The organism is Janthinobacterium sp. GMG1, assembly GCF_034427795.1.
Taxonomy (GTDB): domain Bacteria; phylum Pseudomonadota; class Gammaproteobacteria; order Burkholderiales; family Burkholderiaceae_D; genus Janthinobacterium.
The window spans coordinates 441,126-461,131 of record NZ_JAXQNT010000002.1; the positions used below are offsets into that span (position 1 = coordinate 441,126).

Genomic DNA, 20,006 nt, shown 5'->3' on the forward strand with positions numbered 1-20,006 from the left:
TCCGACTTTGGCTCCTTTGTCGTCTGCATCGTATTTGTCATGTAGTTGTAGCAGCAGTTTTTATTCGATTCAAGCCGGAAAGCAGAGCCTTGAGGTTTCGTCTGTGTCACACGCAGCGGTGCAAACGAACACTTGCAAAACCTGAATTTTCTATCCTTTCTGTCACTCACGGAGTGTCCATGCACTACTCATTTACTGAGAAGAAACGCATTCGCAAATCATTCGCGAAGCGCGCCAACGTTCACCACGTTCCGTTCCTGCTGGCGACCCAGCTCGAGTCTTATCATAGCTTCTTGCAAGAGGACATAGCACCGTCCGGCCGCAAGAATGATGGCCTGCAGTCGGCTTTCACTTCGATTTTCCCTATCGTGTCGCACAATGGTTTTGCGCGTCTCGAATTCTTGTCGTACGTTCTGGGCGATCCTGCCTTTGACGTCAAAGAATGTCAACAACGTGGCCTGACGTTCGCGTCGCCGCTGCGCGCGAAAGTGCGCCTGGTGATCCTGGACAAGGAATCGCCAACCAAGCCCGTCGTCAAAGAGATGAAGGAACAGGAAGTCTACATGGGCGAATTGCCGCTCATGACGACCACCGGTTCGTTCGTCATCAACGGCACGGAGCGGGTTATCGTTTCCCAGTTGCACCGTTCGCCTGGCGTGTTCTTCGAGCACGACCGCGGCAAGACTCACTCGTCCGGTAAACTGCTGTTCTCCGCGCGTATCATTCCTTACCGCGGTTCGTGGCTGGACTTCGAGTTCGACCCGAAAGACATCCTGTTCTTCCGCGTCGACCGCCGCCGCAAGATGCCAGTGACGATCCTGCTCAAAGCTATCGGCATGTCGCATGAGCAAATCCTGGCGAACTTCTTCGTCTTCGACAATTTCAACCTGCGCTCCGAAGGCGCGGAAATGGAATTCGTCTCCGAGCGTCTGCGCGGCGAAGTGGCGCGTTTCGACATCGTCGACAAGTCGGGCAAGACCCTGGTGCTGAAAGACAAGCGTATCAACGCGAAACACGTGCGTGATATCGAAGCTGCCGGCATCAAGCACATTTCCGTACCGGAAGACTACCTGCTGGGCCGCGTATTGGCGAAGAACATCGTCGATGGCGACACCGGCGAAGTCGTCGCGTCCGCGAACGATGAGCTGACCGAAGACCTGTTGGGCCGCCTGCGCGATGCCAACATTTCCGAAATCCAGACCTTGTACACCAACGACCTGGACCAGGGCGCCTACATCTCGCAAACCCTGCGTATCGACGACACCGCCGATCAGATGGCTGCGAAAGTGGCGATCTACCGCATGATGCGTCCAGGCGAACCGCCAACGGAAGACTCCGTTGAAGCGCTGTTCAATGGCCTGTTCTACAACTCGGACCGCTACGACCTGTCGGCCGTGGGCCGCATGAAGTTCAACCGCCGCATTGGCCGCGATGAACTGACCGGCGCCATGACCCTGTCGAACGAAGACGTGCTGGCCGTGATCAAGATCCTGGTGGAACTGCGCAATGGCCGCGGCGAAGTCGACGATATCGATCACCTGGGTAACCGTCGCGTACGTTGCGTAGGCGAACTGGCCGAGAATCAATTCCGCGCCGGTCTGGTGCGTGTTGAACGCGCCGTCAAGGAACGCCTCGGCCAAGCCGAAGCGGACAACCTGATGCCGCACGACCTGATCAACTCGAAGCCGATTTCGGCCGCGATTCGCGAGTTCTTCGGTTCGTCCCAGTTGTCGCAGTTCATGGACCAAACCAATCCTCTGTCGGAAATTACCCACAAGCGCCGCGTATCGGCTCTGGGACCCGGCGGTCTGACACGCGAACGCGCCGGCTTTGAAGTGCGCGACGTGCATCCGACCCACTACGGCCGCGTCTGCCCGATCGAGACACCGGAAGGTCCGAACATTGGTCTGATCAACTCGCTGGCTCTGTATGCCCGCCTGAATGAATATGGCTTCCTGGAAACCCCGTACCGCAAGGTCGAAGGCTCCAAGATTACCGATCAGATCGACTACCTGTCCGCCATCGAAGAAGGCCGCTACATCATCGCTCAGGCGAATGCGACCATCAGCGATGAAGGTACGCTGTCCGATGAACTGGTCTCGGCCCGTGAAGCCGGCGAAACCATCCTGGTCTCCCCGGAGCGCATCCAGTACATGGACGTGGCACCTGGCCAGATCGTTTCCGTCGCTGCCTCGCTGATTCCGTTCCTCGAACACGATGATGCGAACCGTGCATTGATGGGCGCCAACATGCAACGCCAGGCTGTGCCTTGCTTGCGTCCTGAAAAAGCGCTGGTCGGTACCGGTATCGAACGCACCGTTGCGGTCGACTCGGGCACCACCGTGCAAGCCTTGCGTGGCGGTATCGTCGATTACATCGATGCGGGCCGTGTCGTGATTCGCGTGAACGATGACGAAGCAACCGCTGGTGAAGTGGGCGTCGACATCTACAACCTGATCAAGTACACCCGTTCGAACCAGAACACCAACATCAACCAGCGTCCTATCGTGCAAGTGGGCGACCGTGTTGCCAAGCGCGACGTGATCGCCGATGGCGCATCGACCGACCTGGGTGAATTGGCGCTGGGCCAGAACATGACCGTGGCCTTCATGCCATGGAATGGTCTGAACTTCGAAGATTCGATCCTGATCTCGGAAAACGTCGTCAAGGACGACCGCTACACCTCGATTCACATCGAAGAGTTGTCGGTGGTGGCCCGTGACACGAAACTGGGTGCGGAAGAAATTACGCGCGACATCTCGAACCTGGCTGAAAACCAGCTGGCACGTCTGGATGAATCCGGTATCGTCTACATCGGCGCTGAAGTACAAGCCGGCGACACCCTGGTTGGTAAAGTGACGCCAAAAGGCGAAACCCAGCTGACCCCGGAAGAGAAGCTGCTGCGCGCGATTTTCGGCGAAAAAGCTTCGGACGTGAAAGACACGTCGCTGCGCGTGCCTTCGGGCATGATCGGTACCGTGATCGACGTGCAAGTCTTCACCCGTGAAGGCATCGTGCGCGACAAGCGTGCCCAGCAAATTATCGATGACGAACTGAAACGCTTCCGTCTGGATCTGAACGACCAGATGCGTATCGTCGAAGGCGATGCCTTCCAGCGTCTGGAAAAAATGCTGATTGGCAAAGTTGTCAACGGCGGCCCTAAAAAGCTGGCCAAAGGCGCCAAGATCACCAAGGATTACCTGGCCGATCTGGACAAATACCACTGGTTCGACATCCGCCCTGCGGACGACGATGCAGCGGTAGCGCTGGAAGCGATCAAGGAATCGATCAACGAGAAGCGTCACCAGTTCGATCTGGCCTTCGAAGAGAAGCGCAAGAAACTGACGCAAGGCGATGAGCTGCAACCAGGCGTGCAAAAAATGGTCAAGGTGTACCTGGCCGTGAAACGCCGCCTGCAGTCGGGCGACAAGATGGCAGGTCGCCACGGTAACAAGGGTGTGGTTTCCCGTATTGTTCCTGTGGAAGACATGCCATACATGGCCGACGGCACGCCAGCCGACGTTGTGCTGAACCCGCTGGGCGTTCCTTCGCGGATGAACGTTGGTCAGATTCTCGAGACTCACTTGGGCTGGGCTGCCAAGGGTCTGGGTATCCGCATCGGCGAAATGCTGAAGGCGCAAACCAAGGTCGAGCAAGTGCGCAAGTACCTGACGACGATCTACAACGACAATGGCCGCGCGGAAGATCTGGATAACTTCGACGACGAAGAGATCATGAAGCTGGCGGAAAACCTGAAAAAAGGTGTTCCATTCGCCACGCCAGTGTTCGACGGCGCCAATGAAGAAGAGATCCGCCGCATGCTGGACCTGGCGTATCCGGACGACATCGCCAAGAACCTGGGCATGACCGCTTCGAAAAACCAGGTGACCATGTATGACGGTCGCACCGGTGAAGCGTTCGAGCGCAAGGTCACTGTCGGCGTCATGCACATGCTGAAACTGCATCACTTGGTCGATGACAAGATGCATGCGCGTTCGACCGGTCCTTACTCGCTGGTGACGCAACAGCCACTGGGCGGTAAAGCCCAGTTCGGTGGTCAGCGTTTCGGTGAGATGGAAGTCTGGGCACTGGAAGCGTATGGCGCGTCGTATGTCTTGCAAGAGATGTTGACCGTCAAGTCCGATGACGTGAATGGCCGTACCAAAGTGTACGAGAACCTCGTCAAGGGCGACCACGTGATCGACGCCGGCATGCCGGAATCGTTCAACGTGCTGGTCAAGGAAATCCGTTCGCTGGGTATCGATATCGACCTCGAACGCAACTAAACGACAGCACCCTGTCATTTGGTTTGGGAAACACAAAGCCCGGCTGGGAAACCACGCCGGGCAATGTAGTCTCAGGAATATAGAAATTTAATCACCTCTGGAGTGATACATGAAAGCACTGCTCGATCTATTCAAGCAAGTACAGACCAACGAGACCTTCGATGCAATCAAGATCGGTCTCGCTTCGCCTGAGAAAATCCGTTCGTGGTCCTACGGCGAAGTCAAGAAGCCGGAAACCATCAACTACCGTACCTTCAAGCCTGAGCGCGACGGCCTGTTCTGCGCCAAGATCTTTGGCCCGATCAAGGATTACGAATGCCTGTGCGGCAAGTACAAGCGCCTGAAACACCGCGGCGTGATCTGCGAAAAGTGCGGCGTCGAAGTCACCCTGGCCAAAGTGCGCCGCGAGCGCATGGGCCACATCGAGCTGGCCTCGCCGACCGCGCACATCTGGTTCCTGAAGTCGCTGCCGTCGCGTCTGGGCATGGTCCTGGACATGACCCTGCGGGACATCGAACGCGTGCTGTACTTTGAAGCATACGTCGTGACCGATCCAGGCATGACCCCGCTGAAGAAGTGCCAGATCATGTCGGAAGACGACTACGCCGCCAAGTACGAAGAGTACGGCGACGACTTCACCGCCTTCATGGGCGCCGAAGGTATCCGTGAACTGCTGCGCTCGATCGACATCCACCGCGATGCCGAAACCCTGCGCGTGGAACTGAAGGAATCGAAATCCGAAGCCAAGATCAAGAAATACGCCAAACGCCTTAAGGTGTTGGAGGCGTTCCAGCGTTCGGGCATCAAGCCTGACTGGATGATCATGGAAGTGCTGCCAGTGCTGCCGCCGGAACTGCGTCCGCTGGTACCGCTGGACGGTGGCCGTTTCGCGACCTCGGATCTGAACGATCTGTATCGCCGCGTCATCAACCGTAACAACCGTCTGAAACGCCTGATGGAGCTGCGCGCTCCAGAGATCATCACGCGCAACGAAAAGCGCATGCTGCAAGAAGCAGTCGATTCGCTGCTGGACAACGGCCGTCGCGGCAAAGCGATGACCGGCGCCAACAAGCGTCCGCTGAAGTCCTTGGCAGAGATGATCAAAGGTAAAGGCGGTCGTTTCCGTCAAAACTTGCTGGGCAAACGCGTCGATTACTCCGGTCGTTCGGTCATCGTCGTGGGCCCGCAATTGAAACTGCATCAGTGCGGCTTGCCGAAACTGATGGCGCTGGAACTGTTCAAACCATTCATTTTCAATAAACTGGAACTGATGGGTCTGGCTACCACGATCAAGGCCGCGAAAAAGCTGGTCGAGATTCAAGAGCCGGTCGTGTGGGACATCCTGGAAGACGTGATCCGTGAACATCCGATCATGTTGAACCGCGCACCTACGCTGCACCGTCTGGGTATCCAGGCCTTTGAGCCAGTCCTGATTGAAGGCAAGGCCATCCAGTTGCACCCGCTCGTCTGCGCCGCATTCAACGCCGACTTTGACGGTGACCAAATGGCGGTCCACGTTCCTCTGTCGATCGAAGCCCAGATGGAAGCACGCACGTTGATGCTGGCATCGAACAACATCCTGTTCCCATCGAACGGCGAACCATCGATCGTTCCTTCCCAGGATATCGTGCTGGGTCTGTACTACGCGACCCGCGAAGCGATCAATGCGAAGAACGAAGGGATGATGTTCCCTGACGTCTCGGAAGTGATCCGCGCCTACGACAACAAGGAAGTCGAACTGACGACCCGCGTGACCGTGCGTATTACCGAATACCCGAAAAACGCCGAAACGGGCGAATTCGAGAAAACGGTAACCCGCTACGAAACGACGATCGGCCGTGCGATCCTGTCGGAAATTCTGCCTAAAGGCTTGCCGTTCTCCGTCCTGAACCGCGCGCTGAAAAAGAAAGAAATTTCCAAGCTGATCAACACGTCGTTCCGCAAGTGCGGCCTGCGCGCCACCGTGGTGTTCGCAGACAAATTGATGCAATCGGGTTTCCGCCTGGCGACACGCGCCGGTATCTCGATCTGCGTCGACGACATGCTGGTACCGCCTCAAAAAGTTACCCTGATCGCGACGGCCGAATCGGAAGTCAAGCAGATCGAACAGCAATACGCCTCGGGTCTCGTGACCGCCGGCGAGCGTTACAACAAGGTAGTCGATATCTGGGGCAAGACCTCCGATGAAGTCGGCAAGGCCATGATGGACCAGCTCAAAGTCGAAGACGTGATCCGCCGCGACGGCACCAAGTCGACGCAAGAATCGTTCAACGCCATTTACATGATGGCCGACTCCGGCGCGCGCGGTTCCGCAGCCCAGATTCGCCAGTTGGCCGGTATGCGTGGTCTGATGGCCAAACCGGATGGCTCGATTATCGAAACGCCGATTACCGCGAACTTCCGCGAAGGTCTGAACGTTTTGCAGTACTTCATTTCGACCCACGGCGCTCGTAAAGGTCTGGCCGATACGGCGCTGAAAACGGCTAACTCCGGTTACCTGACGCGTCGTCTGGTTGACGTGACGCAAGACTTGGTGGTGATCGAGGACGATTGCGGCACCATGAACGGCGCCGTCATGAAGGCACTGGTCGAAGGTGGTGAAGTCATCGAACCGTTGCGTGACCGTATCCTCGGCCGCGTGGTGGTGCATGACGTCGTCAATCCTGAAACCCAGGAAACGCTGTACGAAGCCGGCACCTTGATGGACGAAGACATGGTCGAAGAGATCGAGCGTCTGTCCATCGATGAAGTCAAGGTCCGCACGCCACTGACTTGCGACACGCGCTTCGGCCTGTGCGCCAAGTGCTATGGCCGCGATCTGGGCCGCGGCATGCTGGTCAACGCTGGCGAAGCCGTCGGTGTGGTGGCAGCGCAGTCGATTGGTGAGCCTGGTACCCAGCTGACCATGCGTACCTTCCACATTGGTGGTGCGGCATCGCGTGCAGCAGTGGCATCGTCGGTGGAAGCCAAGTCGAACGGTACCATCCGCTTCACGGCAACCATGCGTTACGTGACGAACGGCAAGGGCGCGCAAATCGTCATTTCCCGTTCCGGCGAAGTGCTGATTACCGATGACCATGGCCGTGAGCGTGAGCGTCATAAAGTACCGTACGGTGCGACCCTGATCGTCAAGGACGGCATGGTCATCAAGGCCGGTACGGCCCTGGCAACGTGGGATCCGCTGACCCGTCCGATCATTACCGAATACGCCGGTCAAGTGCGTTTCGAGAACGTGGAAGAAGGCGTCACCGTAGCCCGTCAGGTCGACGAAGTGACCGGTCTGTCCACCCTGGTGGCGATCGATGCGAAACGTCGCGGTTCGTTGACGAAAACGTTGCGTCCGCAAGTCAAGCTGATCAACGACGCGAACGAAGAAGTCAAGATCGCCGGCACCGAACACTCGGTGGCGATCGGCTTCCAGGTCGGCGCGCTGATCATGGTCAAGGACGGTCAACAGGTATCGGTTGGTGAGGTGCTGGCACGTATTCCTACCGAATCGCAAAAAACGCGCGATATTACCGGTGGTCTGCCACGCGTTGCGGAACTGTTCGAAGCGCGCTCGCCGAAAGATGCCGGTATGCTGGCGGAAGTCACGGGTACGGTTGCGTTCGGTAAAGAAACCAAGGGCAAGCAGCGTCTGGAAATCACGGACATGGACGGCAACAAGCATGAGTTCTTGATCACCAAGGACAAACAAGTGCTGGTGCATGACGGCCAAGTCGTGAACAAGGGCGAGATGATCGTGGACGGCCCGGCCGATCCGCAAGACATCCTGCGCCTGCTGGGTATCGAAGCGCTGGCACGTTACATCGTTGACGAAGTGCAGGACGTGTACCGTCTGCAAGGCGTGAAGATCAATGACAAGCACATCGAAGTGATCGTGCGTCAGATGCTGCGCCGTGTTCAGATCGTCAATGCCGGCGACACCAACTACATCGTTGGCGAGCAGGTAGAGCGTTCGGAACTGCTGGACGAGAACGATCGCATGGCCGTTGAGAACAAGATTCCAGCGACCTACGAAAATGTCTTGTTGGGTATTACCAAGGCATCGCTGTCGACCGATTCGTTCATCTCGGCCGCATCGTTCCAGGAAACCACCCGCGTGCTGACCGAAGCGGCGATCATGGGCAAGCGCGATGGTTTGCGCGGCCTGAAAGAGAACGTCATCGTCGGCCGCTTGATTCCTGGCGGTACGGGCCTGGCCTTCCACCGCGCACGCAAAGAGAAAGAAGCGTGGGAAGTGGAAGAGCGTCAAGCGCTGCTGCTGGCCGAGAAAGCCTCGATGGCTGGCGAAGCTGCCGAAGCGTTGCAGGACATCGAAACCCAGCAACACCACGGCGACGAAGCGTAATTTGCGCTGCTAGCTGGCAAGAACGGCACCTTCGGGTGCCGTTTTTTTTCGTCTTGAGATAAGTCAATCAGACCGCGTGGTCCGCATAGCCGTCGGGACGGATCAGCAGGCTCTTGATGCCGGCCAGTTGCGTGCAGCCGGGTTTGATGGTCAGCGAAGTGAGCCAGGCCGCGTCGAAACGATACGCTGGTGTCGCGTGGGCGGCATCGCCAACGGCCAGTTGCAGCCATTTTCCCGCATGCAGCAGTTCATGGATGCCCACGGCCGTGCCGTCGGCCAGACGCAGCAGCCAGTCGGGCACGCGCCGGCCGGTCCAGTCTGCGCTGCCGGTGTTCGCGTCAGCGCCCAGCGAGATGGGATAGCGCACGCCAAAGCCCGATAACTCGCTGGCCAGCGCGCGGTTGACGTCCGGCTGCGCCAGCATGTCGCTGATGGTGGCGCGCAGGGCCAGGGTACGCGCGTCAAAACGCGTCAGCATGGCCGTTTGCGCGAGGGTATTGTGCTGCACAGACAGGCCAACGGGATGGCGCTCCGCATGGTAGCTGTCGAGCAGGCTGTCCGGTGCATAGCCCTTGAGCACGCCGGCCAGCTTCCAGCCCAGGTTCATCGCATCCTGCATGCCCACGTTCATGCCCTGGCCGCCTGCCGGCATGTGGATGTGGGCGGCATCGCCGGCCAGGAAGACGCGCCCCTGGCGGTAGCTCCCGGCCAGCCGTGTTTCATCGCTGAAGCGCGACAGCCAACTGGCGTCATGCAGGCCGAAATCGTAGTCCGCGATGTCCGTGCTGGCTTGCGACAATTCCTCCACGCTGGCCGCTTCCGCTGCCGCGGGCTGGGGACGACGCGCATTCATGGTGATGACGCGGTGGCGGCCTTGCCCCAGCGGCACGATCATCAGGCTGCCTGCTGCGTTCGTCAGGGACAGCATGGGTGACGCGGGCGGATGGCGCAGCTGTACATCTCCCATGAGCATGCTGCAAGTGGCCGCCACGCCGTCGAAGGCGATGCCCGCCTGCTGGCGCACGAGGCTGCGACCGCCATCGGTGCCGACCAGGTAACGGGCACGCAGGCAGAAGGGGACGCCGTCATGCGTGCCGGCCACCGTGACGCCATCGTCATCCTGCTGTGTCTGTTCCACGAGTGCGCCGCGAACAATCGCCACGCCGTCTTCCAGCAATTGCTCTTCCAGCAGGCGTTCTGTCGTGCTTTGCGGCAGAAACAAGGTGTAGGGATGGGGCGTGTCGAAGCCGGAAAAGTCGAGCCGGGTATCGAGGCCCGCGTAATGGCCGCTGGAAAAGGGCGTGCCCAGCGCAACAAAGCGCTGGTCCAGACCCCGCAAGCCCAGCATTTCCAGGGTGCGGCCATGGATGGTCAGCGCGCGCGAATGCGCGTTGCGTTGCGGCCGCCGCTCGAGGATGGCCACGCGGATGCCGGCCAGGCGCAATTCGCAGGCCAGGGTCAGGCCGACGGGACCGGCGCCCACGATGATGACTTCGATATCGCTATTGTGCATGTCACTCTCAATCTAACGTTGTTAGTCTACGCAAAATGGTAAACTAACGACGTTAGAGTTTCAAGGGAAATGACAGGAAAATGAAAATTCAACGCGAAGCCGTGGTGGCCAGGGCGCTCGAGCTGCTGGACGAAGTGGGTATCGAGGGCTTGACCATGCGTCGCCTGGCCGATGCGATGGGCATCAAGGCCGCTTCGTTGTACTGGCATTTTGCGAACAAGCAGGCTTTGCTCGATGGCATGGCCGACGTGTTGATCGAAGATGTGGCAAGGAACGTCGATGAGGGGGCGGACTGGGATGCGCGGCTGCGCCAGGTGGCGGCGCAAATGCGCGCGGCGTTATCGGCCCGCCGCGATGGCGTGCGCGTCTTTGGCGGTACCTATGTGATATCGGAAAACGTGTTTCGCGTCGCCGAAGCGTTAATCGGCCCGATGCGTGCAGCTGGGGCATCGGAGAAACTGGCCAGCTGGAGCGCATTTACGCTGCTATATTATGTGCTCGGTTTTGTCATGGAAGCGCAAGGCGCGGGACCGGGGAGCGCCGCCATGAATGCATTATCGAGCCGGCGCGCCGATTTCACGGCCATGGCGGCCGATAATTATCCGCACGTGCTCGCTTCTATGGATGCTATTTTTAATGCGGATATCGATGATCGTTTTGATGCGGGCCTCGATTTGATTATGATCGGCTTGCAGGAAAAAATTAAAACAAATCAGGGTATATAGAGTTAATCTGTCTGACAGCTGTGTATTTTTATTGTCGGGTATATTCGATCATTTTCCTTCTTTTGCCGCGTATTTTATTGTTGCCTTGTTAGCTTTATAGTGAGCACTCACATTGATTTCCCTCGTCGGCACCATTGTGGATCGTGCCGTGGCCTGTCCGGCGATGCCGAGTGTCGCCAGCATGGCCGGCACTGGTCGCGGCCGGAACACGTGTTGCGCAAATGCCCGCTCATGGCCGGGCCACGCCAATTGTCAGTTTATTCATGCTAAGATTTGGCGCATGATTGCCCAAGCCCTGTTTACCCCCGCCCAGCAGAAACTGCTGGGATTGTTGTTTGTCCGCGTGAATGAAGGCTTTCACTTAAACGAGATCATGCGCCTGACCGGCCTTGGCAGCGCGTCGGCGCAACGGGAATTGCGTCGCTTGCATGAGTCAGGCCTGATCACGTCGGAGCGGATCGGCAATGTGCGGCGCTTCTGGCCCAACAAGGAAAGCCTCGTGTATCCGGAATTGAGCGGACTGGTGCAGAAAACTTTCGGCATCGTTGGCGTCCTCAGCATGACTCTGGCGCCCTTGCGCGACCAGTTGCACCTGGCATTCGTGTCGGGTGCCACGGCGAAGGGACAGGACATGCCTGGCAGCGCCATCGATTTGCTGCTGGTGGGCGAAGAAGCCAATTATGGCGATCTGTTGACGGGATTGGCGCCGGCGGAGCGAACCTTAAGGCGTAAAATCAATCCCAACTTATATACGCTGGCCGATTATCGCCGGCGTCTGCGTGAAGGCCAGCCATTCCTGCTGCAGGTATTACAGCAGCCGAAGTTGTTTGTCATCGGCGATGAATCGCAATTGCATGCGCTGGCATTGCCAGATTCCTCAATGCAAGCGATTGGCACGCCATCTGTATTCTAAAGGCCGGGCCTGGCATTCAATTTCTGATGCATGAAATTGTTGGCCAGAATAATATCTGAGGCGGATTGATCGTATGATGAATAAACTGCAGGCTTTCGGTTTGATTGTTTCTCAGGCGGTGCGCGGAGAATTAACGTTTCCCACGAGTGTTAATTCCGCATTGCAATTGCAATTGGCCCTGGCTGAACCGGACTGCCATATCGACCATGCGATCAAACTGGTATTGGCCGAGCCCTTGCTGGCCGCGCGCACGGTCGCGCTGGCCAACTCGGCCGTGTACAGCCGCGGCGATGCGGCACCCGTGACCAGCGTGCGCGCCGCTGTCATGCGCATGGGTTACCGCAATCTGTATGCGCTGGTGGCGGCCATGGTGGTGCGCCAGTTCGGCAGCAAGATCATCGACCCCATCCTGCGCCAGAAGGCGACCCAGCTGTGGGAGCACACGGCGCATGTGGCGGCGCTGGCGCACGTGCTGGCCCGCCGCGTGACGCACGTCGATGCCGACACGGCGCTGTTCGCCGGTATCGTGCATGAGGTGGGCGGTTTTTACCTGCTGTCACGTGCCGATGAATTTCCCGGCCTGCTCGACGACGATACGGATCACTGGATGGAGTCCGCCGAAGAGATCATTTCCCGCGAAGTCATGAAGAAACTGCTGATCCCGCTGGCCGTGAGCGAAGCCATCGAAGGCTTGCGCGATGGCTTGCTGTCCATCCCGCCCGACTCCCTGCTCGATACCTTGTTGTTGGCTAAGCAACTGTCGCCCGTACCGTCGCCCTTGCAGGTGACGTACGTGGAAATGCTCACGCCCTCCGATTCCGTCATCGATTTCATTATCGACAACGAGACCTTGCAAAGCATCCTGGCCGAATCGGCCGAGGAAGTGCGCTCGATGAGTGCGGCGTTGCTGGTGTAGCTGGAAACGCCAGCGGCAAAAAAAACGGCAGCGCCATCGAGGTGCTGTCGTTTTGTTTTCAGGCGCCGCCGCTTATTTCTGCTGCGCGATCCACCGGTCGACCTTGGCTTCCAGCAGTTTCAGGGGCAGGGTGCCGTCGCTCAGCACGACTTCGTGGAACTTCGGCAGGCTGAACTTGTCGCCCAGCGCCAGTTGCGCGCGCTGGCGCAGTTCGACGATTTTCAGCGAGCCGATCTTGTAACCCAGCGCCTGGCCCGGCCAGGCCATGTAGCGTTCCGTTTCGCTTTTCGCCACGGCGTCATAGCCGAGGGTGTCGCGCATGTACTTGATCGTTTGCTCGCGTGTCCAGCCCTTGGTGTGCAAGCCCGTGTCGACCACCAGGCGCACGGCGCGCAGCATCTCGTCGTTCAAGTGGCCGAAATACTGGGCAGGATCGTCGAACAGGCCCATTTCCTTGCCCAGGGTTTCCGCATACAGGGCCCAGCCTTCCGTGAAGGCATTGTTGCCGCCGAAGCGGCGGAAGTTCGGCAAATCCATCTCTTGCACCAGCGCCAGGTGGAAATGGTGGCCAGGCTTGCCTTCGTGCAGGAACAGCGTGGTCATGCCCGTGTCGCCATACAGTTTCGGATCCGTGACGACGGACCAGAACACGCCAGGGCGCGAACCATCGGCGGCCGGCGCCGTGTAGTGGTCGGCGGCCGTGTCGCGGCTCAGTTCAGGTTCCAGGCGCAAGTCCAGCGGCGCCTTCGGCACCAGGGTAAACAGGGCGGGCAATTTGCTGTCTAGCAGCACGTTCAGCTTGCGATAGACGTCGAGCACTTCCTGCTCCGTCTTGAACGGGCGGAATTTTTCCTGCTGCGACACCCACACGGGCAAGCCGGCGGCCGGGCCGTTGTAGCCCATCTTCGGGCCCACGATCGCATATTGTTCCTGGATGCGCGCCACTTCCTTCAAGCCGATGGCGTGGATCTGCTCCGGTTTCAGATCCGTGGTGGTGCTGCTGGCCACGCGCGCCTGGTACCAGGCAGCCCCATCGGGCAGGGCGCTCCAGCCGCTGCTCGCGCGGCCGGCCGGCAGGTAATCGCGTTCCATGAAGGTGGCCAGGCGCTGCAGGGCCGGCATCAGCTTGGCTTCGATGATGACGGTGTAGGTTTGCGTCAGGCGCGCCTTGTCCGCGTCGGAAAAGCTGGACGGCAGGTTCTTGACGGGCGTGTAATAGACGCTGTCCTGCGGCGTGGCGCTGACGAGCTTTTTAAATTGCGGCAAGGCCGATTCCGTCAGCGCCTTCGGCAGCACGATGCCTTTTTGCATGCCGACGCGCATATTGGCGATGGCCTGGTCTATCCAGCCCGGCAACTGGCCGATACGGCTCAGGTAAGCGTCATACTCCTTGACGGTGGTCAAAGGCTGCGATGCCTCGCCACCCGCATAATTGGCCAGGGTGACGGGCATGCTGTCCATCTGGTTCAAGGGCAGCAGGTATTCGGGGAAGCTCTCGAAGCTCAGCGCCGTGGCCAGTTCATAGTCGAGGATATCGTAGTTGATCTGGTCCTGGTGCGACAGCTGTGCGCGGGCAATGCTGCGCAGGGTCTTCTGGTACTGGCGGTACAGCGCGAACTGCTTTGCCCGCGCGGCAGGGACGATGGCTGAACCGAGCTGGTCGTCAAAACGGTTGTCGCCGCTCTCTGTGGCGTTGATCGGCTCGAAACGGGCCAGCGCATCGTAGTACTGATCGGCCACGACCTGCAACCGCTGCTTGGCTTGCGGCGCGCTGACGGCCACGCTTTTGGCTGCGGGCTGGGCAGCTTGCGCTATGGACGCGTAAGCAAGCAACAGGGAGATGGCCAGGGTGCCGAGGGTGCCGGCGGCAAAACGATGCTTCATGCGCGATGTCCTTTGTAAGGAGGGTATGAACGGAGGCTTAGCGATGTCGGGGTGGCCGGTCGTGAGGAACAGCCGGGGCGTAAGCATACGCCATTGCCCAGTACGTTTGGATAAATTGTGCGGGAGGAATGTTGCTATTTGTCTGCCGGCGCGAGCAAGGCTTTCATCGCCTGCCAGTGCTGGCTGGCCAACGGGACGCAGGCGGGGCAGGGCGTGGCGGCGATCAGGCTGCGGATCTGCTGCGCGCGCGCCGCCGTTTGCGGGTGCGAGGAAATCCAGCCCGGCACCTTGGCCTTGTCCTTGTCATCGAGCTTCTGGAAAAAGCGCAGCATGCCGTCGGGGCGGATCTGCGCGCGCTGCAAGGCCAGCAAACCGAGGCGGTCAGCTTCCTCTTCCATGTCGCGGCTGAAATACAGGGTGCCGGCCTGGTGCGCCAGCATGGCGGCCACGGCGCTGATGTCGCCGATAGTCACGCCCACCAAGGCGCCCCAGCCCAGGCTGCTGATCATTTGCCGCAGCGAATGGCGCTGCTCCACGTGCTGCACTTCATGCGCCAGCACGCCAGCCAGTTCGCCCGGATCGGCTGCCTGGCGCAGCAAGCCCGTATGCACGACGATGATGCCGCCTGGCATGGCAAACGCGTTGACCGTATCGTCCTGCTTGACCAGCCAGCGGTACTGGTAGCGCGAACCGGCCGTCAGCTTGCGGCCAATTTCCTGCACCGTCTGCTGCGCCACGCCGCTCTCGCTGATGCCGCCCTGCGCGCGCACTTGCGCGAGGGCCAGCTCGCCCAACTGCTTTTCCGTCGACAGGGGTATCCATCCCGCCAGCGCGCCGACGGCATGGCCGCCTTGCCACCACAGCAGGGCGGCCGCGACGACGGCCGCGCCCGTCAAACCGGCCAGCCAGCCCGACACTTGCCGCCGGTTGCGCTGGCGTTCGCCCCACAAGCGCTGCAATTGCGGCTGCAGCGCCGCCGGCGCTTCTTTTAACACGATGGCGATGTCGCTCGCCGTCAGCGGTTGCAACGACGCTTGCCGGCCTTGGCCATCGAGCCAGTTCAGGAACAGTTCCGGTCCATCGACACCGCCCACGCTGACAACCAGCTGCGCCACATCGACGCCATGGCCGGGCGCATCGATGGCCAGCTGCGCACCGAAAAAATGCGCGCTGACGGCCGTGCCGGCCGGGCAGCCGTCGGGGCCGGTCAGCAGTGCCTGGAAGGGTGTCATGCCGCCGCCTCGGCAAAGCGGCTTTCGTACAGGGCCGCCATCAGGTCGGACTGGCTGATGATGCCGGCCAGGCGCTCTTCATCGTCGAGGATGGGAATATGGTGGTAGCCGGCATCGGCCATCAGGGGGACCAGGTCGATGATGGGCGTGCCCAGGCGGGCCGTGTGCGGTGACGGCGTCATCAGCTGGCCCACCACTTCCGGCTTGTCGCTGTGGGACAGGCCGCTGCGCTGCAGCAAGCCGCGCAGGCGCTGGCGCATGCCCTGATAATCGTCGAGGCCGCCATGGCGCAGGAAATCCGTCTGCGTGATGATGCCGATGACGCGGCGCGCCCGGTTCAGCACGGGCAGGGCGCCCACCTGGTGCTCGCGTATGGTGCGCCAGGCCACATCGAGCGGCGTGCCGAATTCCACGCTGAGCACGTCCTTCGACATGATGTCGGCGCAGGTGACGACGCCGAAGCGGCGCTGGTAGGCGCGCATTTCCGTCTGCAGGAAGATCGCTTGCAAATCGTCGCGGCTGATGTCGAGCACTTCGCTGTGCTGGCGCAAGACGGCATCGAGGTCGTCCGGCGAAAAGCCCAGGCGATTGCTGGGTACGTCATCTTTGGTGGCGTGCGGATGCGGCGCGACCAGTTGCTGGATGTGCGGGTAGCGGCGCCCCGTCAGGTTGTTGTACAGCACGGCGCAGGCGACCAGCACGGCGGAATTGAACAGCACGGTGATGAAGACGAATTCAAAGCCGGCCGCATGCACGCTGGCGCCGCCGACCACGGTAGTGAGCGCCACGGCCCCGCCTGGCGGATGCAAACAGCGCAGGGCAAACATGGCGCCGATGGCCAGGCAGGCGGCCAGCGCCGCCACGCCCACGCTTGATCCCAGCCATTTGACGCAAGCCATGCCGACCAGGCCGGAGACGACATTGCCGCCCACCACGGACCACGGTTGCGCCAGCGGGCTGGCCGGCAGGCAGAACAGCAATACGGCCGAGGCGCCCATGGGCGCGATCAGGTAGACGCTGGCGCTGTCGGGGGCCAGCAGGAAATGGCAGATGAGTCCGGTCAGCAGCAAGCCGCAGATGGCGCCCGCGCAGGCGCGCAATTGTTCGCGGCGGCTGCCGTTGTTCGGTTGCGGCAGCCAGCGTGCCAGGAAAGAAGTCGTCATGGGGAGGGCGCGTTCGGGCCGCGTTGCTCTGTGTGAGCCCGATATTATCCCATGCGTTCCATTTCGCTGCCTGCGGGCATTAATCCTCGGCGCAGACGGCTTGCAAGCCGTGCCGCGCCAGCAAGTTCCTGACGGCCGCGACGGCGGACGGCGCCGGTTTGCTGCTGGCGCAGGCATAGATGTCATTGAGGACCAGCGCCGCATCCTTGCCCGTGACGGTGGCCATCAGCTCGGCCAGGTTGCGGTCGGAAAAGTGTTCATACAGTAGGGCCAGTACGGCGAAATACGCCGTGTCTGGCATGCCGCCGGGATAGGCACTGCATAGCATGCGCGCGGCGCCGGACAATGTCGGGGGCAGGGTATCTGGCATGCTCAAGCGGCTTCTCCTTGGCGTGCTTATACGTTTTTCGCATAAGCACAGTGCAATTAAATGGTGGATATTTCCTACAGGTACGCATATTCTAGACAATCACGCCCGCTGGCAGCTGTTCAGCTGGCCTCACGATTTCTCTCAGGAGTCCCGCATGCGCCTTTCTATTTTCTTTGCCAGCCTGCTGCTTGCCGGCACCGCCGTTGCCGCCGCCCCCACACCGGCTAACCCTGCCGCCACGCCGCACTTGCCGTACAACGCGGCGGCCGACGCCAAGGCCGACGTGGCCCGCGCGCTGGCCGAAGCCAAGGCGGCGCACGTGCCAGTCTTGCTGATCTTTGGCGCCAACTGGTGCGAGGATTGCCGCGCGCTGGACAAGGCATTGAAGGAAGGCAAGAACGCCGAGTTGATGCAACAGCAGTTCAAGGTCGTCAAGGTCGACGTGGGTAACTTCGACCATAACCTTGACGTGGCGCAAGCCTATGGCAATCCGCTCAAGAAAGGCATCCCGGCTGCCGTGCTCGTATCGAGCGACAGCAACCAGGTGCTGTACGCCACCAAGGGCGGCGAACTGGCGAATGCCCGTCGCATGAGCGAGAGCGGCATTTATGACTTCTTCAAGCAAGCGGCAAGCGTGAAAGCGCCGGCGATGTAATCTCTTCGAGCTTGAAGACGCTGACCACCTGCGCCAGGCGGCCGGCCTGATCCTGCAAGGACTGGGCCGCCGCCGCCGCTTCTTCCACCAGTGCTGCGTTTTGCTGGGTGGCGTCATCCATTTGCGTCACCGTGGCATTGACTTGCGCGATGCCCTGGCTTTGTTCCTGGCTGGCCGAAGCGATTTCTCCCATCAGGTCGGCGACGCGTTGCACGGAGACGACGATGTCCTGCATGGTGGCGCCGGCCGAGTCGACCAGCTTGCTGCCCGCTTCCACCTTGCTGCCCGAATCGACGATCAAATCCTTGATTTCCTTGGCCGCCGCTGCCGAGCGTTGCGCCAGGTTGCGCACCTCGGTGGCCACCACGGCAAAGCCGCGTCCCTGTTCGCCCGCGCGCGCCGCCTCGACCGCCGCATTCAGGGCGAGGATATTGGTTTGAAAGGCAATCCCGTCGATCACGCCGATAATGTCGGCGATCTTGCGTGAACTTTCCGTAATCGCGCCCATCGTCTGCACGACTTGTCCGACCACTTCGCCACCTTTGACGGCGTGACTCGAGGCCGATACCACCAACTGGTTTGCCTGACGCGCGTTGTCCGCGTTCTGTTTTACGGTCGATGTCAGTTCTTCCATGGCCGCCGCCGTCTCTTCCAGGCTCGACGCCTGGGCTTCCGTGCGCGCCGACAAGTCCAGGTTGCCCGACGCGATCTGGCTCGACGCGCTGGCAATCGACCCGGTACTGTCGCGAACTTCGCGTATCGTCACGTTCAGCGACGCGACGAAGCGATTGAAGGCGGCGGCCAGCGCACCGACCTCGTCTTCCGATTCCACGGGCATGCGGCGGCTCAGGTCGCCATTCCCGCTGGCGATCTCGCTGAGCATGTCGGCAGCCCTTGCGACGGGGGCGGCGATGGCGCGGCTGATGACATAAATGATGAGCAGGGCGATGCCGCCACCGACCAGGCCGGCGATCAGCGCGGCGATCAGGGCCGAGCGCGTGACATTGCCCAGCACTTCCGCTTCCGGCACTTCCGCCATCACATACAGATTCAGTTCCGGCACGAAGGAGGCGGCGACGAACTGGCGTCCCGCGGGCGCGGCATAGATGGCGTACGCGTATTTGTTGCCTGTCAGCAGGCTCTTGCTCAGGGGATCGCTAAAGCCCGGCAAATCCTTGAGTTGATGCTTGCCATCGGCCAGGGCCGTGTCGCGGTGCACCAGCAGCACGCCATTCGCGCGTGCCAGATAGACATGGCCCGTCTGGCCGATCTTGTAGCTGCGGATGGTGTCGGCCAGCGCATTGATGGACAGGCCCAGGCCGGCCGCGATCTGTTTGCCGCCCGCCGTCTGGCCACGCGCATTCAGATACAGCATCAGGTCGCTGGAGTTTTCCGCCTTGTCGATGTCGAGCGTATAAGCCTTGTCGCCGGCCAGCAAGCCATAAAACCACTGGTCCGCGGCCTGGTTCTTGTCCAGGGTGCGCAACAAGCCTTCGGTGGTGAAATACTTGCCCGTGCTGGCCGAGGCCCAGTTGATCGAGGCGGCCTTGTTCTTTTCCTTGAGCACGCTGGCGTAGCGCTGGAAGGTGGCGATCCCGCTGTCGGGCAAGCCAGCATCTTCCCAGTCTTGCAGATAGATATCGTTGGCCATGGTCTGCACCACGGACAGGGGCTGGCTGATCTGGCGCAGCACGTCGTTACGGATCTCGCCCACCTGGGCCGGCAATTCCTGGCTGACGACGCGTTCGCGCACGTAATCGCTGCTCATGCGTACGCTAAGGAAAGACGAGATCGTCATGAAGAGCAGCAGGCACAAGCCCATGCTGAACAGGAGTTTTTTCTGGATGGAGAGGCGGCGGAGCAGAGACATGGAAGACCTTGTGCGATGGCCTGCGCAAGAGGAAGAAAAGCGGGCAGGCAAGGGGACAGTATACCGGCCGCGCAGCGCGTCCCGCCTCACCATTGCTGCTTTTCGTTGATTTATGTTGCATTGCAGCA

At 60.3% G+C, this 20,006-nt stretch carries 12 protein-coding genes; 6 read left to right on the top strand and 6 right to left on the bottom strand.

Annotation, left to right across the window (positions count from 1 at the left end; all coding sequences use genetic code 11):
* Window positions 1-179 precede the first annotated feature (179 nt).
* On the top strand, window positions 180-4,286 hold the full coding sequence (gene rpoB / locus SJI03_RS07025) for a DNA-directed RNA polymerase subunit beta (protein ID WP_099380535.1): 4,107 nt from the start codon (window positions 180-182) through the stop codon (window positions 4,284-4,286).
* A 109-nt stretch (window positions 4,287-4,395) separates the two neighbouring features.
* Complete coding sequence (gene rpoC, locus SJI03_RS07030) at window positions 4,396-8,637, top strand: DNA-directed RNA polymerase subunit beta' (RefSeq protein WP_034753138.1); 4,242 nt, start codon at window positions 4,396-4,398, stop codon at window positions 8,635-8,637.
* A gap of 67 nt (window positions 8,638-8,704) precedes the next feature.
* Here rpoC and SJI03_RS07035 read toward each other — a convergent pair whose 3' ends face one another.
* Entirely contained in the window at window positions 8,705-10,150 is a 1,446-nt protein-coding gene (locus SJI03_RS07035; RefSeq protein WP_322426665.1) for an FAD-dependent monooxygenase, read from the bottom strand.
* 80 nt (window positions 10,151-10,230) lie between these two features.
* Between SJI03_RS07035 and SJI03_RS07040 the strand changes: the two genes are divergently transcribed.
* From SJI03_RS07040 to SJI03_RS07050, 3 genes are all read left to right on the top strand, one after another.
* Complete coding sequence (locus SJI03_RS07040) at window positions 10,231-10,875, top strand: TetR/AcrR family transcriptional regulator C-terminal domain-containing protein (protein ID WP_322426666.1); 645 nt, start codon at window positions 10,231-10,233, stop codon at window positions 10,873-10,875.
* 112 nt (window positions 10,876-10,987) lie between these two features.
* Window positions 10,988-11,788, top strand: a complete 801-nt coding sequence (locus tag SJI03_RS07045) for an ArsR family transcriptional regulator (protein ID WP_322426667.1) — start codon at window positions 10,988-10,990, stop codon at window positions 11,786-11,788.
* A 76-nt stretch (window positions 11,789-11,864) separates the two neighbouring features.
* Window positions 11,865-12,704 carry an HDOD domain-containing protein gene (locus SJI03_RS07050; protein WP_099380531.1) on the top strand — a complete coding sequence of 280 codons (840 nt, stop codon included), beginning with the start codon at window positions 11,865-11,867 and terminating at the stop codon, window positions 12,702-12,704.
* Between the two features lie 72 nt (window positions 12,705-12,776).
* Here the strand turns inward: SJI03_RS07050 and SJI03_RS07055 are convergent, their stop codons facing one another.
* The 4 genes from SJI03_RS07055 to SJI03_RS07070 form a co-directional block, all read right to left on the bottom strand.
* On the bottom strand, window positions 12,777-14,588 hold the full coding sequence (locus tag SJI03_RS07055) for a DUF885 domain-containing protein (protein WP_322426668.1): 1,812 nt from the start codon (window positions 14,586-14,588) through the stop codon (window positions 12,777-12,779).
* A gap of 134 nt (window positions 14,589-14,722) precedes the next feature.
* Window positions 14,723-15,820, bottom strand: coding sequence for a M48 family metallopeptidase (locus SJI03_RS07060; RefSeq protein ID WP_322426669.1), 1,098 nt, complete (start codon window positions 15,818-15,820; stop codon window positions 14,723-14,725).
* Entirely contained in the window at window positions 15,817-16,983 is a 1,167-nt protein-coding gene (locus tag SJI03_RS07065) for an HPP family protein (protein WP_322426670.1), read from the bottom strand. The genes SJI03_RS07060 and SJI03_RS07065 overlap by 4 nt, the downstream gene beginning before the upstream one ends.
* A gap of 79 nt (window positions 16,984-17,062) precedes the next feature.
* Window positions 17,063-17,353: a DUF3349 domain-containing protein gene (locus tag SJI03_RS07070; RefSeq protein ID WP_322426882.1), complete on the bottom strand. Its 291-nt coding sequence runs from the start codon at window positions 17,351-17,353 to the stop codon at window positions 17,063-17,065.
* 154 nt (window positions 17,354-17,507) lie between these two features.
* Here SJI03_RS07070 and SJI03_RS07075 point away from each other — a divergent pair, with 154 nt between their 5' ends.
* The gene (locus SJI03_RS07075; RefSeq protein WP_322426671.1) at window positions 17,508-18,008 is read left to right on the top strand and encodes a thioredoxin family protein; all 501 of its coding nucleotides are present in this window, start codon (window positions 17,508-17,510) and stop codon (window positions 18,006-18,008) included.
* On the opposite strand, the gene SJI03_RS07080 is transcribed toward SJI03_RS07075, so the two are convergent.
* A complete protein-coding gene (locus SJI03_RS07080; RefSeq protein WP_322426672.1) occupies window positions 17,971-19,878 on the bottom strand; it encodes a methyl-accepting chemotaxis protein in 1,908 nt (635 codons plus the stop codon). The two genes, SJI03_RS07075 and SJI03_RS07080, sit on opposite strands and share 38 nt — an antisense overlap.
* Window positions 19,879-20,006: the final 128 nt, after the last annotated feature.

Bases quoted from the DNA above. Each gene is read 5' to 3' on its own strand.
- SJI03_RS07055 (WP_322426668.1), bottom strand. From the start codon at position 14,588: ATGAAGCATCGTTTTGCCGCCGGCACCCTCGGCACCCTGGCCATCTCC.
- SJI03_RS07075 (WP_322426671.1), top strand. From the start codon at position 17,508: ATGCGCCTTTCTATTTTCTTTGCCAGCCTGCTGCTTGCCGGCACCGCC.
- rpoB (WP_099380535.1), top strand. From the start codon at position 180: ATGCACTACTCATTTACTGAGAAGAAACGCATTCGCAAATCATTCGCG.
- SJI03_RS07035 (WP_322426665.1), bottom strand. From the start codon at position 10,150: ATGCACAATAGCGATATCGAAGTCATCATCGTGGGCGCCGGTCCCGTC.
- SJI03_RS07065 (WP_322426670.1), bottom strand. From the start codon at position 16,983: ATGACGACTTCTTTCCTGGCACGCTGGCTGCCGCAACCGAACAACGGC.
- SJI03_RS07060 (WP_322426669.1), bottom strand. From the start codon at position 15,820: ATGACACCCTTCCAGGCACTGCTGACCGGCCCCGACGGCTGCCCGGCC.
- SJI03_RS07040 (WP_322426666.1), top strand. From the start codon at position 10,231: ATGAAAATTCAACGCGAAGCCGTGGTGGCCAGGGCGCTCGAGCTGCTG.
- SJI03_RS07070 (WP_322426882.1), bottom strand. From the start codon at position 17,353: ATGCCAGATACCCTGCCCCCGACATTGTCCGGCGCCGCGCGCATGCTA.
- SJI03_RS07050 (WP_099380531.1), top strand. From the start codon at position 11,865: ATGAATAAACTGCAGGCTTTCGGTTTGATTGTTTCTCAGGCGGTGCGC.
- rpoC (WP_034753138.1), top strand. From the start codon at position 4,396: ATGAAAGCACTGCTCGATCTATTCAAGCAAGTACAGACCAACGAGACC.
- SJI03_RS07080 (WP_322426672.1), bottom strand. From the start codon at position 19,878: ATGTCTCTGCTCCGCCGCCTCTCCATCCAGAAAAAACTCCTGTTCAGC.